The following is a 15,526-nucleotide window of genomic DNA, read 5'->3' on the forward strand; positions in this document are numbered from 1 at the left end:
CGAGGCAGCTCGCAAAAAGAAGGGAGCAGGAGCAGGGAGCCGGTTAGTGCAGGTGTAGCAGTGGTCGGGCTGAGCACTTGCCGGTGCTGCGCACCGGTGCCCTTGTCAGGAGATAGCTACGGGCGCATCCTGAACTCGCGGGGTGGTTCGTCCCCCGGACGATCCACAAGCGCCCCGCTCAAACAGCAGGATGCTTGCACCCCTACGCTATCTCCTGACCGCGGCAAGTACTCTGATCCGCCCGACCACTGCTACACCTGCACCAACCGGCAGACTCACACTACTCTGTTCCCTTCTTTTTAAGAGCCAACTGAATGGCTTAGTGCGGTATGAGATTTACTGTTTTTATGTCCCGTTGATAGTGCGAGGTCAATGGCGCCAGAAGTGACCACCGACAACAACAACAACAACAACAACAACAACAACAACAAATACCAAAGCCAAAGCCAAAGCCAAAGCCAAAGCCAAAGCCAAAGCCAAAAAGAGTAGCGCCCAAAAAACTTAAAGCCCCCTCCGGCATCATAAAAAAGCTACTTAACCCCCACCCACTTTTTCTTCAACTCCAATCACCTCGCCTATCACTCACGTATTCAAACCAAGCTCAAGGCCTGCCTGAAGCATCCCAAAAAACACGAAATCACCGTTCAACAAATCCAAACCTTTTCTCCTCTCCAGTGCTGTTTGGGCTATGTACACGATGTAGCTTGTTTTCTTGTGGGGCCCGTGTCCGGCTTGTCGGGCGAGTCAGGACTCTTGCCGCGGGCAGTGTGACGGGGCGGGATGCAAGGGTCGTGCTGTTTGAGGAGCACGCTTGCGGTTTGTACGGGGGACAAATCGCGCTCCGAGTTCACGACCCGCCCGCCCCGTCACACTGACAAGGGAACCCACGCGCAGCGTGGACAAGGGGCCCGCCAAGACAAGCCGGACACGGGCCCCACAAGAAAACCCTCTCGCTCCCCCGCATAGCCCAAACAGCACGATCAGAAGAAAGCCGCTGCATCGCCACAGCCCCAGTCACCTAAGTTCTGCCATGCCGCCGCCTTTTAGCTCATCAAGGTAATGACGCCCTTGTGGACCAACAGCAACAGCAACAGCAGAACCAGAAGCCAGCCTTAATCCAGGCTGATCCCCGCCCGAGTCACAATGTCATGCCAGTAATCCGCCTCTGCAGGCAGCCCCTTCCGAAACTCCTCGGCCGACACCTTGGACAGCAAATACCCCTGATCCAGTAACTTCTTACGAATCTCGGGATCAGCCAGCACTTTTTCCAAAGCCCCTTCAATCTTGGCAACGATCTCTGTATCCGTCCCGGCAGGCACAGCCAAAGCCCACCAGTTGCTGATCACCACATCCTTGTAGCCCAGTTCCTCCATCGTGGGGACATCAGGCAAGGCCGGGAAACGCTCCGGCAGGGCAACAGCCAAAGCCTTCAACCTCCCCTGCGGCAGGAAAGCCGCCCCCAAACCATAGCTGCTGACAAACATCTGCACTTCATTGCTCAACAAAGCCTGTATCCCCGGTGCCGAGCCTCGGTAATGAATCCCCAACATATCGCCTTCCAGAACTGCAGACAACTTCCAGGCCGACAGCTCGGGCGTCGTGCCTGCCCCCGGCGTCCCGTAGTTCACTTGCCCTTTGCGCTGCTGAACATAATCCCGGAATTCAGCCATATTCTTGACGGGCAACTCTCCATTCACATAAACAAACGCCGCCGCATCCGCCACCTTATTGATCACATACAAATCCTTGAATGGGTCATAGCCCATGTTCTTGTACAAGAACTGATTGATCACAAAATTATTGGTCGCCGAAAACAGCAAGGTGTAGCCATCCGGCTTGGAGCGCGCCACCATTTGCGTGCCGATATTGCCACCTGCGCCAGTCTTGTAATCCGTAATCACCGTCTGTCCCAACTCCCGAGACAGCTCAGGCTGCAAGATACGGAAAATAATGTCACCCGCCGCTCCTGGAGGGTAAGGAATCACTACCTTTACAGGTTGCTCGGGATAATCCGCCCAAGTCGGCCCTACCGTCGCCAGGCCAAGTGCCGCCGCAAGGCACGCCACAGTTTTCTTAATTACTTGCATCTTGTCTCCCTCCACGCGCCTTTTACAGGTCTATGCGCATCAAATCCGTTGCCAAGCGCAAATCGCCTTTGTAGCTTTTGCGAATATCCCGAGCTACTTCGTCCAGGCGCTCAGGCCCCATTAAATCAACCGGCAAATGATTACCCGCCGCACGTTTAATCACCGGACTGGTGGAGTCATAATGCCCAAAATGAGTGGCCACTAAACTCTTCACATTGGCTTTACAAGCGATTTCACCCAACTGCAAAGGGCTGGTATGCGCAAACGTTCCTACCCCTGACTCCTCACGATGCTTCAGGAAAGACTCGGGAAAGGTGCATTCATGTATCAGCAAATCGGCATCCTGCGCCAGCCGTATCATGGACTCGCAAGGAGCCGTATCGCCACTGAACGCCACAACCTTGCCTTCGGCCTCCATACGAATACCAAAACAATCCGTAATTTCCGTCGGAATGTGATCCACCACATCAATGTAGATTTTGACGTCCTCATCCTCGTACATCAGACCAGGCTCCACCTCGAACACCTCGGGGCGTACGGCTTCGATATTCTTTTTACGGGCGGGATACGCGGCACGGGCCTGAATATCCACACGAAACGCCCCGTTCTCGAAAGAATGATCCACAAAGTCCTGAGTCCCCTTGGGGCCAAAAACCTTCAGCCTGCCTTCGCGGTTGAAAACCCAGCTAGACAAGACAAAAAACGGCAAACCGCAGACATGGTCATAGTGCAGGTGACTTAGAAACACCCAAGGCACATCAGCCGGATTGATATTGGCCTTCACCATCTGACGCGTGGACCCTTCGCCGCAATCAAACAGGTAATTCTTGCCGTTATCCAGCGTCACCAAAATGGACGACTGGGCACGGTCCGGATCAGGCAACGCAGCGCCGGTGCCAAGCATGGTTATCTTCACGTAAAGCTCCTTCAAGCAGATAAAAACATCCGGCACCAGAACAGTGCCTCTTCGATAAAGTCATAAAGTTCTATTTTTAGGACTTTATCGAAAAAGTGTACACCTCGCCACTCAGCGGAATAACTTGGTGTTTTTACCTAGGAGTGTCGTAAAGGTGCGTTGCGCTTGCGATGACAGGCTTAAAAGCCAGGGGCCAGTTCAGTCTGGATACTGAGATATTTAGCGGGATAAAAGACCTGCGCCGCATAAACCAGTTGATTCGCACGGTTCATGATCAGGCGGATCACCCGCACGACCGGCATACCAATATCCATGCTCAAATGGCGCGCCAGATCGGCATCGGCTACCCGCACGGTAAGTGTTTGACGAACCGTATGAATCTGCTCACGAGCCAGACGATTCAACACCAGCAGCACAGGTTCCTGGCTCAATTCAGGTTGCAGTGTCTGAGCCAAGGTATTTAACACGTAGACCGTATTCAAGCTGTACGCCACACCATCGGCGTAATTGACGCGGCTGGTCCACCAATATTCATCAGGCAAGGACTGGCCCGTAATCTCTATGGGCAAGGCCCCTGCCCCGTGGCCCAGCTCCACCATGACCGAATCCAGACGCGTCAAATGCTCGATCAGAGCGTCCCAGTTGGTGGGTAGCATCAGCCAATGATCCTGAGCTACATCGCCAATGACAAAGGTCCCTTTGCCACGAGTGCGTTCAATCAGGCCTTCATTTTCCAGCTCGTCCAGCGCCGCCCGCACAGTTGCACGCGAGACGCCGTATTCCTGCATCAGCTCCTCCAGCGTAGGAATACGCGTCCCCACCGGCCATTCGCCACGCTCCAGGCGCGCTCGCAAGGTATATTTCACCTTGAGCGACAGAGGCAATTTGGACTGTTTGCGCAGTGAAGAACGTGTGGGATCAACCATACAAAAAGGCAACCGAGCACAGGAAAGTGACAAGTTCACATCATAGCCTGCGAGGCGATAAGCCGGAGATATCCCAAAAAGGTTTAATCTTGAACAAGCAAGGCGTTTATTTTCGCAAAAGTTGGCAAACGGAAATTAAACGGATCGGATACATTATCCCAATCATTGCTTAACTCTTGATACGAGCCCGAGCCCATGGATGTTTTGCCTTCCTCTGCCTCGCACTTGGCCCAAATTTACCTACTCGGTTCCTACCGACTCCTGGTTCAAGGACAATGCCGCGCACAAATCATTAATTACGATAAAGCGCGTATTTTATTGTCCATACTGGCTTTAGCGCAGGGAAAACCAATCAGCCGCAGCCGTCTGGCCGAAACGATCTGGCATGAAGACCCCATCAGTGTAGGCCGTGCTCGTTTGCGCCATGCGCTGCATGCCTTGCGCCGCGCCTTTGAGGGGTGTGACCAGGCCCTGCACATTACCAATGACACCCTGGCGCTGGACCCCAACCGTGCCCAAGTGGATGTGCTCAGCCTGCTGCAACACCCCAGCCAGCCCGCCCTTAGCGATCTGGAGCGTCTGAATCTGTATCAGGGCCCCTTGCTGGGACAAGTGAAACTGCATCATGGCGAACAGTTGCAAGACTGGTTGCAGGATACACAACACACTATTCGGCAAACCCTGTCTCAATGTCGTGACCGGTATATACAGTCCGGTCTGAGATCTTTGCCCACACCACAAGCAATCAGCTACCTTAAACGCTGGCTTGTGATCTGGCCTGAAGAAGAAAAACTGCACCAAGAACTAATTCGTCTGCTCAAACAAGAGGGCCAGCACGAAGCCGCCCTGCATGCTTACGAACAATGCTCCGTCTTGCTGGCCGACCGTCTGGGCTGCGAGCCCAGCGCCCAGACGCGCAACTTGGTGGATCTGCCCGTGCGCTCGGCGTCCAGCCCGGTCAAATCCTTGTCGACGAAAGTCAGCCTGCAGTTGCGTCCCTTGGCGGCAGTGGGTTTGTGCCTGCGCTTTGAACCCAGCCACCGCCACGCCCGCGAAAGGGGAGGTCAACTGCTGGAGCAAAGCCGCCAGACGTTGCGACATTTGATCGAACAACATGGTGCCTGGCCCTGTGAAGCTGGCCCCAATCAGTTGATCGCTTATTTTGGGTATCCAGAATTGCTGGAGTCACCCATCACTCAGGCGGTCGTATTGGCACGCGTTGCCGCGACCCTGCGCCTGGATGAGCACATTACGCTGAGCATCGCCCTTCATGCCGATCTGGCCATGGATGATCAAAGCGCCTGCCCAGACCCCTGGGGTCAATTGGCACAAGTCGTCTTGCCCTTGAGCTGGCAGGCCGCTCCCGGTGCACCACGCATCAGCGCACAGGCTGCCCTACGTCTGGCCAGCAAAGATATTCAACCCTCTGCAGGTCGCCAAAATGAGGCCCTGTGGCTGAACCTAAGCCCCTCCGACACAGACCACGCGCGTTTGACCAGCCGCGTTTATGGTCGGTCACAAGAGTTCGATCATCTGGTGCAAGCCTGGTCACATATCGGCTCGAATCGCACCTTGCATCACATCGCCATTCATGGTCGCGCGCATATTGGCAAAAGTCTGCTGGTGCAGTCTCTGGCGGACTATGTACAAAAAACCGCCCACCCCTGCATTATGCTCACTTGTCGTGAAGACAAGCGTCGTGTGGCCTGGCACCCAATTCGCCTCTGGCTGCACGAGCAAATTGCCGATTACATCACCTCGCAAAATGGCAAGCAGCACGATCCCTTTTCCGTTCAAATCTTGCAAGAAACGCTGGAAATCAGCCCCAAACAGGCCCAGTCCCTGCACCAATGGTTAAACCATGGCCCTGAAGAACAAGAACTAAACGAGCCATCCACCGCTCACATGGACTTGCTGTTCAACCTGCTCAGCGGCACAGGCAATTCGCCTCGCCGTCGCTTACTGATTATTGAAAACGTGCAATGGGCCGACCCGCCTACACAACGCCTGATCCGCTTGCTGGCACACACGGCCCCCCGTCACCCGACACTATTGCTCACGACCAGCCGCAAACCTGGTCATGGTCTGGAGCGTGCCGAGCACCTGAGCTTGCCTACGCTGGATCGCTCCAGCATCAACAGCTTGCTAAGCAATCAGCGCGGCCAGCGACTGGCGCGTGATAAACGCAGCCGCCTGGTTAAGTTAAGTGCGGGCAACCCGGGCCACGCCCATGAGCTGCTGCGCTGCCACGAACTCAATAGCGAATGCAACGATGCCTTGTGTCTGACCGACCTGATCTGTACCCAATACCACAGCCTCTTGCCCGCAACACGCCACATTCTGACCAGCATTGCCTTGCAGGAGGAACCCATCGCCATTGACGAGCTGGCCCTGATGTTGCGTCTGGAGGGCACAACCTTGAGCGGTGGCCTGGATACGCTGGCTACGCTGGATTTGATCGATGTACATGACAAGCAAGTATCCTGTCTTCCCCTTGTCTCCCAGGCACTGAAACGCGTGGCCATGCACGAAGAGTTGCGCCAGGCCCACTACGCCATTGCCCAGCACGGTATACGCCGTCGTCATGCACCCGAGCAAATTGCTTGGCACCTGTGCGAAGCTGACAGCGCGGAGGCCGCATTTTGGTGGCAACGTGCCGCCCGCGAAGCCTTGGCACAAGACGACCTGCGTCAGGCCAGCCAATATCTGCAACGCTGCTTGAACCGCAGCGACCTGATCGACGACCTGCAGGTACGCCAAACCCTGCAGTTTGAATGCCGCATGCTGCAAGGCGCCATTGAATCGTCCCTGTATGGCCCGGCCTCAGCGTCTACCGCCATGGCTTATGAATTGGGGCATGGCTTGCATGACGAGCATGACTCCGATCAGGTCATGATCAGTTTATGGACAGCCTGGACGGCCTTTCAAGCCCAAGGTAATTTTGAACAAGCTTTGCAAAAAGCGCGCCAACTGCTGGCCCTGGCCAATGAAACCAGCCACGATCAAAACCGCAGTTGGGCTTTATATGCAATTGGTCAGCACGAACTATGGAAGGGAAATGTCACCAATGCCATCCAGACACTGAACCTGAGCCTGGCCGTCTTTGATGACCTGAAGGAACAGAACAGCCGTCTGGCCATTGCCGAGCACTTCCCACAATCCATTACCTTTGGCACCCTGAGCGTGGCTTTGGCTTTGAAAGGCGATATGGAGGCGGCACAGCAGCACGCTCATCTCGCCTTGCAAAGTCTGCGTTCAGACACCGCATTTTCCCTGCGTGCCATCACTCATTTATTCGTGATGCAGGCCCACTATCTGATGGAACAGCTTGAACACTGTCAGCAAGTGGCCGAGCTGTCCTTGCAAGAGCTACAAAGGTCGCATAACCCCGAGCCATGGTCTGCGCTTAGCCGCTCTTACCTGCACTATTGCCAGGTGATGCTGCAGGGTCGGGAAACCAGCCTGCAATCACTACTCGATTGCGTACAGACGGCGCAGTACGGGCTGCCCATCAGCGCCGATGGTCTGATGTGCCGAATTGCCCGCGCCATGATCCGCCTGGGACGCAGCAATGAGGCCATGCCCTGGCTGGACAAGGCCGCCGCTCAGGGCCTGCGCTATGACACAAACAGTTTACGTGCGGAGCTGCACTGCGTACGTGGTGATGCCTGGATGGCGCTGGGTGAAAATGCACAAGCCTTGCAGGAATGGAATCTGGCTGAACAACACATGGAAAAATACGGCCTGCACCGCTACACAGACTGGATTCAGACACGCAGACAGGCGGTGCAAAGGCTCAAAGTCTAGTTAGCAAAAAATGCAGCCTGATTTACATGCCCCCAAGGACTTCGCCTTGTCCTTGGGGGCATGGCACATCAATAGTCGATAAACAAATCTGGCTTACAGCAGCCACTCGATCGGCAGGACAGACAAGACTCCGACTCCGGCTCGCCGCCAGATGCTGGCATTGGGCTCGGAGGTAAAAAAGCGCTCGGTACCGTCTTCGTTTAACTGAATCCATACCAGGTCGCCATTATCATCCAGTTCGACACGATAGCTACGGTAAGGCAAGACTTCCTCAAAGCTCCTGGACAAGGCTTGCGCCATTTCAGGGCTTTCGATAATAAAGCCCAGTTCCGTATTCAAATTGACCGAACGCGGATCGAAATTAAAGGACCCCACAAACAAGCGTTTGCCATCCACGGCAAAAGTCTTGGCATGCAGGGCCGAGCCCGAACTGCCAAATGGCCCCGAGCCATGACGGGTAGGTTTGTCCGTGGTGGGCCGCAGCTCCAGCAACTGCACCCCTGCCTCCAGCAAGGCTTTGCGTCGCTTCGCATAGCCCGCATGCACCGCAGCTACGTCCGTAGCCGCCAAAGAGTTGGTCAAAACACGCACCTTCATGCCAGGCCGTTGCATCATCGCCTCAAAAGCGCGTACGCCCGCCGCCGTAGGCACAAAATAAGAGGACACCAGATCGACCTGACTGGTGGGTTTGCCCAGCACATGGTCCATTTGCCAGACCATCAACTGCTCCGGATTGACCGGGCCCAAAGCCTTGGCCGGGTCATCACTGATCATGGTGGTACGCGCCCACTGGAAATCCAGCTCGCCGCGCACCAGATGGCTGACCAAATCCGATTCACGCAGCACCTGCTGATAATCCTTGGCGCGTGGCTGCTCCTGAGCCTCTTGCAACTGCGCCTGAAACGTCACCAGTGCTTGCGAATTACCTGTTTTGATCAGAGTATCGACCGGATAGGCCGACTGACTGGCCCAGTAGCGGTCGAAATCCTTGGAGACATCCTGTACCACGGCACCAATGGCCATCACGTCCAGGTCTGCAAACAACACGTCCTGGGTCGCGCCGAAATACTCATCACCCACATTGCGTCCACCAATAATGGTGACCTGGTTATCGACGGTAAAGGACTTGTTGTGCATGCGCCGGTTCAGACGGGAAAAATCCATCAGGAAGCCCAGGGATTTAGGCCAGCGCAACACAAAGGGGTTGAACAGGCGCACTTCGATATTGGGATGGGCATTCAAGGCAGATAAAGAATCATCCAACCCCGTAATGCCATTGTCGTCAATCAACAAACGTACGCGCACGCCACGCTCCGCCGCTTGCAACAAAGTGCCCAGCATCAAGGTGCCAGTGGTATCACCCCGCCAAATGTAATACTGCACATCCAGCGTTTTCTGGGCGGCAAAGGCCAGCAAGGCGCGGGCGGCATACGCGTCGTGCGGATCAAACAAAGGGTAAATGCCGGACAAGCCAGGATGCTGCTGAACCATGGGAGTCACCGCCTGGCCAATCATGGTGTTCCGGGCCTGATCCAGCGGCAAAGCCTCGCTGTGGCTACGGCCCTCCAGCGAGGGCAGAGCGCAGCCTGTCAGGCCGGCCAGCAAGGCTCCACCCGCCATCAGGCTGCGCCAGAAAAAGGACGGAGCCTGGCCCGTAGAACGGGGTATTGTCGGCTTGTTGGCGGGGTCGATTTTCATGGGAGCATCTCTGTGGTCATGGACATCGCTCCACATAGTAGCACCGCCCACCCAAGGCATATTGACCACGATATGCAAGCAATACTTGCAGCCAGTGACAGAGCGGACAACAATAAAGCAACCCCTCGCACTTTAAACTTGAAATAAGCAGCATGCCCCCCGCAACATCCCCTACCTTACTGCCCCGCCACCTTGCCATTATTTTGCTGTTAATGCTGGGCAGCTCCTTTGCCGCCAACCATATTGCAGCAAAAGTCGCACTGGACCATGGTACCGGGCTGATCATCTCGGTTATTTTCCGCTCCGCCGTGGCTACTCTGGCCTTGAGCATGCTGCTCATCTGGCGCAAACAAGCCTTGCATGTGCCGCGTCAATATCTGGGCTGGCAACTGTTGCTGGGCGCGCTGATCACCATGCAGTGCATGCTGATCTACTCTTCCATCGCGCGTATCCCCGTGGCCCTGGCCTTGCTGGTGGCCAATATGTACCCGATTCTGTTGGCCTTGTTGACCTGGATACTGGGCGGGCACAAACCGACTCGCAAGACCTCCATCATCATGGTGGCCATTCTGATTGGCCTCTTGCTGGCGCTGGACACCCCCAGCCTGATTCAGGGCGCAACGCTGGATGGGCAATGGGTGCTGGGTGTGGTGTGCAGCCTGCTGACGGCCCTGACGTTTGCCATGGGTCTGTGGGTTACAGAAAATAAACTGGCCCCTCTGCCCGGTCTGGTGCGCAGTTTCTGTACCATCAGCCAAACGCTGGTCTGCCTGATTGCGCTCAGCCCCCTGGGACTGCTGCCCGGTGGTTCTGCCTTGCCCCATGACGCCACAGGCTGGATTGCCCTGTCACTGGTCTGTGTGCTGTACACCACGGGCTTTGTCACCCTGTTTGTGCTGGCTCCCCGACTGGACATGACACGCAATGCCCCCTTCATGAACATGGAGCCGGTGGCATCCCTGATTCTGGGCTGGCTGATTTTAAAACAGACCTTGAACTCCACTCAATTGCTGGGTGGAGCGGTGGTGCTAAGCGGGATTGTGGCGCTGGCCTACCAACGCTCCCCACGCAAGTAAGCCTTAGGCCCTGGATAAAAGGCGCTGCCAAACACGCGGCAGCACGGCGATCAAATCCTCCGGAATCAGGCCGGGACCAAACTCCAGGGCGGCTTGTGAATGCAGCCAAACAGCGGCACCCGCTGCCTCAAAAGCAGGCATGCCCTGGGTCAGCAGACCGCAGACAAGGCCTGCCAAGACATCCCCGCTGCCCCCAGTGGCCAGCCAGGGCGGTGCGCAGGCATTGATCAAGGCCCGCCCATCCGGCGCAGCGATGACAGTATCCGCACCCTTCAGAACCAGCACGGCACCGCATTGTCGAGCGGCCAAACGCGCCGCCTCCAACCGATCCGGTGCAGTTTCAAAGACGCGGGCGAACTCTCCTGCATGAGGGGTCAGTACACACTGCTCATGCAAGGCATCGAGCAATTCCTGCGGCTGCTCTGCAAAGCTGCTGATGGCATCGGCGTCCAATACACAAGGCCGCTCGGTAGCCAGCAAGGCCAGGGTCAGGCGACGGGTTTGCTCGCCCAAGCCTGCCCCCGGCCCGATCAGCCAGGCGCGAATACGCTCGTCCGTGGTCAAGGTGTCATCAAGGGGAGCCACCATGATGCTGTCCAATGCGCCGGCATACACCGGCCAGACCGAAGGTGGCACGGCCATGCTGACCAGCCCTGCCCCTGCGCGTTGCGCGGCACGCGCTGCCAGACGGCTGGCTCCGGTCATCTGTTCGCCCCCGACCACCAAGGCATGCCCACGCGTGTACTTATGGCTCTGGGCCCCCAACTGCGGCAGATGAGCCTGCCACAAGGCCGGTTCATTCAACCAGGTATTGGCCTGTTGCAAGGCTGGCGCTGGCATACCGATGTCGGCCAATTCCAACTTGCCGCATAGGGTTCGCCCCGGATACAGAACATGGCCCGGCTTATAACGGACAAAGCTGACCGTCACCGTGGCAGGGGCGAGCACACCGCGTACCTGCCCGCTGGCACCATCCAGACCCGAAGGCACGTCAATGGCACAAACAGGAACCTTGGAAGCCGCCAGGGACTGGATCAAGGCGGCGGTGTCGCCTTCTACGTCGCGGTCCAAACCCGCACCCAGTAAACCATCGACCACCACGGAAAAACGTCGGAAATCCGGACATTGTCTTTCCCAGCGGCCTTGCCACTGGCTTTGCGCCCAAGCGGCTGTCCCCTGTCGCACGGACGGGTCCACCAGGCTGAACACGGAAACCACTCGCCCTTGCTCACGCAGAATCTGCGCGGCCACCAAGGCATCACCGCCGTTATTGCCCGGCCCGCACAAGAACAGGACGGCTCCTTGCGGCCAGTGTCGCTGCACGGTACGCGCCACTGCACTGGCAGCGGCCTGCATCAATTGCTCGATAGATACCCCAAAACCCGGTGCCGCCGCATCCATGCTGGCGCACTGTGCCGGGTTGTACAGAGCCTCCTTTCCTGGGGGGGCACTCAGGGGCAAAAAACCATACTGGGACACAAAGGGCATGAGGGGCTCACAAAGACAGAAATCAAAACGTCCCTACGCTGCACGGGCTTGTCACCCGCTGGCGGCCTGCTGACAACAGCAGGCGTCAGGTCCTGGGCGGCCCGGACACAAAAAAAGAACGGGTCGCCGCCCGTTCTCTTATCTTAGTGCGAATTGTCTGAATGCAGAACTGTCACGCAAGCCCGTCTCTAGGCCGACAACTGCTCTTGTCTATCCTTGACAGAGCCTACTGACAACTCGCTTGGCACCTGCACCCCGTTCTTGACCGCAATGATCTCGGCCATGATGCTGACAGCAATCTCCGCCGGGGTCTTGCTGCCTATGTACAAACCAATCGGGCCTTTGAGCTTGTCGATCTCCTGGGCCGTCAGGTCAAAGTACTCGGCCAGGCGCTCACGACGACTTTGGTTATTACGTCGTGAGCCAATCGCCCCCACATAAAAGGCACTGCTTTTGAGCGCCTCCAGCAAGGCCATATCGTCCAGCTTGGGATCGTGCGTCAGGGCCACAATAGCCGTGCGCCGATCCGGCACGCAGGCAATCACCTCGTCATCCGGCATCCCGCTGACCACGCGTACCCCCGCCACGCTCCAGCCTTGAATATGCTCACGGCGCGGATCGCAGACCGTCACATCAAAGCCATTGAACAAGGCAATGGTCGCCACGTATTCAGACAGTTGCCCGCCGCCGATCAACAAGAGTCGATAAGACGGCCCAAAGGTCACAGACAGACAATCCTGGCTTAACTGCAAAGCCGCCGGAACACGGGTGGCACTGCCCCAGGCACGACCAGTGTGCAGGTCCACATGGCGTTGCACCAGATAACGTTGCTCCAGCAAACCGAGCAGGTCCGACAGCGCTTGGGGGCAGGGATTGAACTCCACCAGCAGCCGGATCGTCCCACCGCAAGGCAGGCCAAAGCGATGCGCCTCATCCGCACTGACGCCATACGTTAGCAACTGGGGACGGCCATCACCATGCAGGCGTTTATCCGCCCCGTCCGGGTCGTGATAGGCGCGGATCAGATCATCCTCGATACACCCACCTGAAACCGATCCGACCACCGCCCCGCCCTTCTCCAGAGCCATGATGGAGCCCTCTGGACGGGGGGACGAGCCCCAGGTCTGCACAACCGTGACCAGGATCGCATCACGTCCTTGTGCGCGCCACGCGTGCAACTGGCGCAATACCCTGACATCCAGACTCTCCATAGGTGTCTCCTGTGTTTACTTGAATACCGGCATACCGCCGCCGTCACCCGAATCACCAAACGGATTCAAGTCCGCACCGTATTCAGCCTGCATCTCGATCTTGACCGTGCTAGGGTCCACGGTCACACCCGTGCCCTTGTAATGCGTCACCATGCCTGGGAATAGCAACACCACGGCAATCATGACAATCTGGATGCAGATAAAGGGTACGGAGCCCCAGTAAATATCGCCTGTGGCCACACCTGGAATCTTCTTCTGGGTCACTTTATCGACGTACTCATCCTTGGGCGCCACCGAGCGCAAATAAAATAGTGAGAAGCCAAATGGTGGATGCATAAAGGATGTTTGCATATTAACGGCTAAGAGCACACCAAACCAGATTAAATCGATGCCCATCTTGTCGGCCACCGGCCCCAACAACGGCACGATGATAAAAGCCAGCTCGAAGAAATCCAGGAAAAAAGCCAGTACAAACACCAGCACACTGACCAGAATCAGAAAGCCGTATTCACCGCCGGGCAGGTCAAGCAGCAGGTGCTCCACCCACAGATCGCCATCGACACCCCGGAAGGTCAGCGAGAAAATGGTGGAACCGATCAGAATGAACATCACAAAGCAAGACAGCTTGGCGGTGGTATCCATGGCTTGCTTGAGCAGATCAATACTCAAACGACGACGGCTGACCGCCATCAGGATCGCACCCACCGCGCCCATGGCCCCCCCTTCGGTTGGCGTTGCGATACCCAGAAAGATGGTCCCCAGCACCAGAAAGATCAGGCCCAGGGGCGGAATCATGACAAACACCACGCGTTCGGCCAACACCGACAGCAGGCCCAGCTTCAGCCATTTGTTGATAAGCGCCATGACAAAGGCCACGCCGCCCACCAGCAAGATGCAAATAACGACCTTCTCGTCTACCGGACCATTGGGATCAACCCAAAACTCATCCAGCACATAACCGGCCACCAGCGAGATCAACAACAGCACGCACAAGGAGCGTGTACCCGAACGGCCATTGGCCTGCGAGTAAGTACGATGCTCGGCAGGAATCGGAGGCACGTCCTTGGGGCGCAAGACAGCCAGAATCAAAACATAAAGCAGATAAGAGCAGGTCAACACCAAGCCTGGCACCATGGCTCCACGGTACATATCGCCAACCGAGCGACCCAACTGATCAGCCAGCACAATCAGCACCAGAGAGGGCGGAATGATCTGCGACAAGGTCCCTGACGCCGCAATTACCCCGGTCGCCAACCGTCGGCTGTAGCCGTAACGCAGCATGATGGGCAAGGAGATCAGGCCCATGGAAATAACCGACGCCGACACCACCCCCGTGGTGGCAGCCAGCATGGCCCCCACAAACACCACAGCAATGGCCAGGCCACCCGGCATGGAGCCAAAGAGCTGACCAATCGTATCGAGCAGGTCTTCGGCCATGCCCGACCTCTCCAGAATCAGCCCCATGAAAGTAAAGAAGGGAATCGCCAGCAAGGTATCGTTGGCCATGATCCCAAATACCCGCAGCGGCAAGGCCTGGAACAGGGACCAGTTGAACAGGCCCATTTCCACGCCGATCAGACCGAACACCATCCCGTTGGCGGCCAGCGCGAAGGCCACCGGAAAGCCCAGCAGCAAGAAAACAATCAGTGATGCAAACATCACCGGCGCCATATTAGCGATAAATAAATCCATCATGATCGGGTTCAGCCTTTGTGTTGATGCGCTAACTTGGCCTGGGCTTGCCGTGCAATTTCTTCAGCCAGCAATTCTTCAGACGTTTTGTTCTGCAACTTCTTGTTGGGGTTGGGACAAGCGCCACGCAAAAAACCAATGCACTTGATCAGATGCGAGATCCCCTGCAGCGAAATCAGGGCAAAACCAATGGGAATAATCAATTTGGCGGGCCAGCGAATCAAGCCACCGGAGTTGGAAGACACTTCCTGAGTCAGGTAAGAGTCCATGAACACCGGCCAGGACAAGATCATGATGGCAAGACAGGCAGGCAACATGAACAGCACCACACACACGGCTTCGATCACTATTTGTTTGCGCTCGGACAGGCGTGAGGCCAGCACATCGACGCGTACATGCTCATTGCGCAAGAAGGTGTAGCCGCCCGTCAGCAGAAAAAGCGCACCGAACAGATACCATTGCACTTCCAGCCAGGCATTGGAGCTGATATCGAAAAATTTGCGCGCAAAGGCGTTATAGGAGCTGATCACCACAACCAGCAGAACCACCCACATGACCACTCGGCCACAGAGCTGATTCAGGCTGTCGATCGCCCTTGATAGTTTGAGTAGTAATTGCATCAATC

The 15,526-nt window shown here is 56.5% G+C and carries 10 protein-coding genes; 2 read left to right on the forward strand and 8 right to left on the reverse strand.

Annotated features, from left to right (window positions below):
• Window positions 1–1,112 precede the first annotated feature (1,112 nt).
• From LNA76_RS13150 to LNA76_RS13160, 3 genes are all read right to left on the reverse strand, one after another.
• The gene (locus LNA76_RS13150; RefSeq protein WP_094197625.1) at window positions 1,113–2,087 is read right to left on the reverse strand and encodes a Bug family tripartite tricarboxylate transporter substrate binding protein; all 975 of its coding nucleotides are present in this window, start codon (window positions 2,085–2,087) and stop codon (window positions 1,113–1,115) included.
• Between the two features lie 22 nt (window positions 2,088–2,109).
• Window positions 2,110–3,003, reverse strand: coding sequence for an MBL fold metallo-hydrolase (locus tag LNA76_RS13155; RefSeq protein ID WP_230019234.1), 894 nt, complete (start codon window positions 3,001–3,003; stop codon window positions 2,110–2,112).
• Window positions 3,004–3,182: 179 nt separating this feature from the next.
• Window positions 3,183–3,929, reverse strand: coding sequence for a GntR family transcriptional regulator (locus tag LNA76_RS13160; RefSeq protein WP_094197627.1), 747 nt, complete (start codon window positions 3,927–3,929; stop codon window positions 3,183–3,185).
• Window positions 3,930–4,124: 195 nt separating this feature from the next.
• On the opposite strand from LNA76_RS13160, the gene LNA76_RS13165 reads away from it, so the two are divergent.
• The gene (locus LNA76_RS13165) at window positions 4,125–7,736 is read left to right on the forward strand and encodes an AAA family ATPase (RefSeq protein WP_230019235.1); all 3,612 of its coding nucleotides are present in this window, start codon (window positions 4,125–4,127) and stop codon (window positions 7,734–7,736) included.
• A gap of 93 nt (window positions 7,737–7,829) precedes the next feature.
• On the opposite strand, the gene LNA76_RS13170 is transcribed toward LNA76_RS13165, so the two are convergent.
• Window positions 7,830–9,434: a phospholipase D family protein gene (locus LNA76_RS13170; RefSeq protein ID WP_094197629.1), complete on the reverse strand. Its 1,605-nt coding sequence runs from the start codon at window positions 9,432–9,434 to the stop codon at window positions 7,830–7,832.
• A gap of 152 nt (window positions 9,435–9,586) precedes the next feature.
• On the opposite strand from LNA76_RS13170, the gene LNA76_RS13175 reads away from it, so the two are divergent.
• On the forward strand, window positions 9,587–10,510 hold the full coding sequence (locus tag LNA76_RS13175) for an EamA family transporter (protein WP_094197630.1): 924 nt from the start codon (window positions 9,587–9,589) through the stop codon (window positions 10,508–10,510).
• Window positions 10,511–10,513: 3 nt separating this feature from the next.
• On the opposite strand, the gene LNA76_RS13180 is transcribed toward LNA76_RS13175, so the two are convergent.
• From LNA76_RS13180 to LNA76_RS13195, 4 genes are all read right to left on the reverse strand, one after another.
• Complete coding sequence (locus LNA76_RS13180) at window positions 10,514–11,998, reverse strand: NAD(P)H-hydrate dehydratase (RefSeq protein WP_108728610.1); 1,485 nt, start codon at window positions 11,996–11,998, stop codon at window positions 10,514–10,516.
• A gap of 188 nt (window positions 11,999–12,186) precedes the next feature.
• On the reverse strand, window positions 12,187–13,209 hold the full coding sequence (locus LNA76_RS13185; protein ID WP_230019236.1) for an XdhC family protein: 1,023 nt from the start codon (window positions 13,207–13,209) through the stop codon (window positions 12,187–12,189).
• 15 nt (window positions 13,210–13,224) lie between these two features.
• The gene (locus LNA76_RS13190) at window positions 13,225–14,901 is read right to left on the reverse strand and encodes a TRAP transporter large permease (RefSeq protein ID WP_094198425.1); all 1,677 of its coding nucleotides are present in this window, start codon (window positions 14,899–14,901) and stop codon (window positions 13,225–13,227) included.
• 11 nt (window positions 14,902–14,912) lie between these two features.
• Complete coding sequence (locus LNA76_RS13195) at window positions 14,913–15,521, reverse strand: TRAP transporter small permease subunit (RefSeq protein ID WP_162988186.1); 609 nt, start codon at window positions 15,519–15,521, stop codon at window positions 14,913–14,915.
• Between the last annotated feature and the right edge of the window lie 5 nt (window positions 15,522–15,526).

It is taken from the genome of Alcaligenes sp. MMA (genome assembly GCF_020907215.1).
GTDB classification, from domain to species: domain Bacteria; phylum Pseudomonadota; class Gammaproteobacteria; order Burkholderiales; family Burkholderiaceae_B; genus Alcaligenes; species Alcaligenes aquatilis.

Bases quoted from the DNA above. Each gene is read 5' to 3' on its own strand.
- LNA76_RS13150 (WP_094197625.1), bottom strand. From the start codon at position 2,087: ATGCAAGTAATTAAGAAAACTGTGGCGTGCCTTGCGGCGGCACTTGGC.
- LNA76_RS13160 (WP_094197627.1), bottom strand. From the start codon at position 3,929: ATGGTTGATCCCACACGTTCTTCACTGCGCAAACAGTCCAAATTGCCT.
- LNA76_RS13165 (WP_230019235.1), top strand. From the start codon at position 4,125: ATGGATGTTTTGCCTTCCTCTGCCTCGCACTTGGCCCAAATTTACCTA.
- LNA76_RS13170 (WP_094197629.1), bottom strand. From the start codon at position 9,434: ATGAAAATCGACCCCGCCAACAAGCCGACAATACCCCGTTCTACGGGC.
- LNA76_RS13175 (WP_094197630.1), top strand. From the start codon at position 9,587: ATGCCCCCCGCAACATCCCCTACCTTACTGCCCCGCCACCTTGCCATT.
- LNA76_RS13180 (WP_108728610.1), bottom strand. From the start codon at position 11,998: ATGCCCTTTGTGTCCCAGTATGGTTTTTTGCCCCTGAGTGCCCCCCCA.
- LNA76_RS13185 (WP_230019236.1), bottom strand. From the start codon at position 13,209: ATGGAGAGTCTGGATGTCAGGGTATTGCGCCAGTTGCACGCGTGGCGC.
- LNA76_RS13190 (WP_094198425.1), bottom strand. From the start codon at position 14,901: ATGGATTTATTTATCGCTAATATGGCGCCGGTGATGTTTGCATCACTG.
- LNA76_RS13195 (WP_162988186.1), bottom strand. From the start codon at position 15,521: ATGCAATTACTACTCAAACTATCAAGGGCGATCGACAGCCTGAATCAG.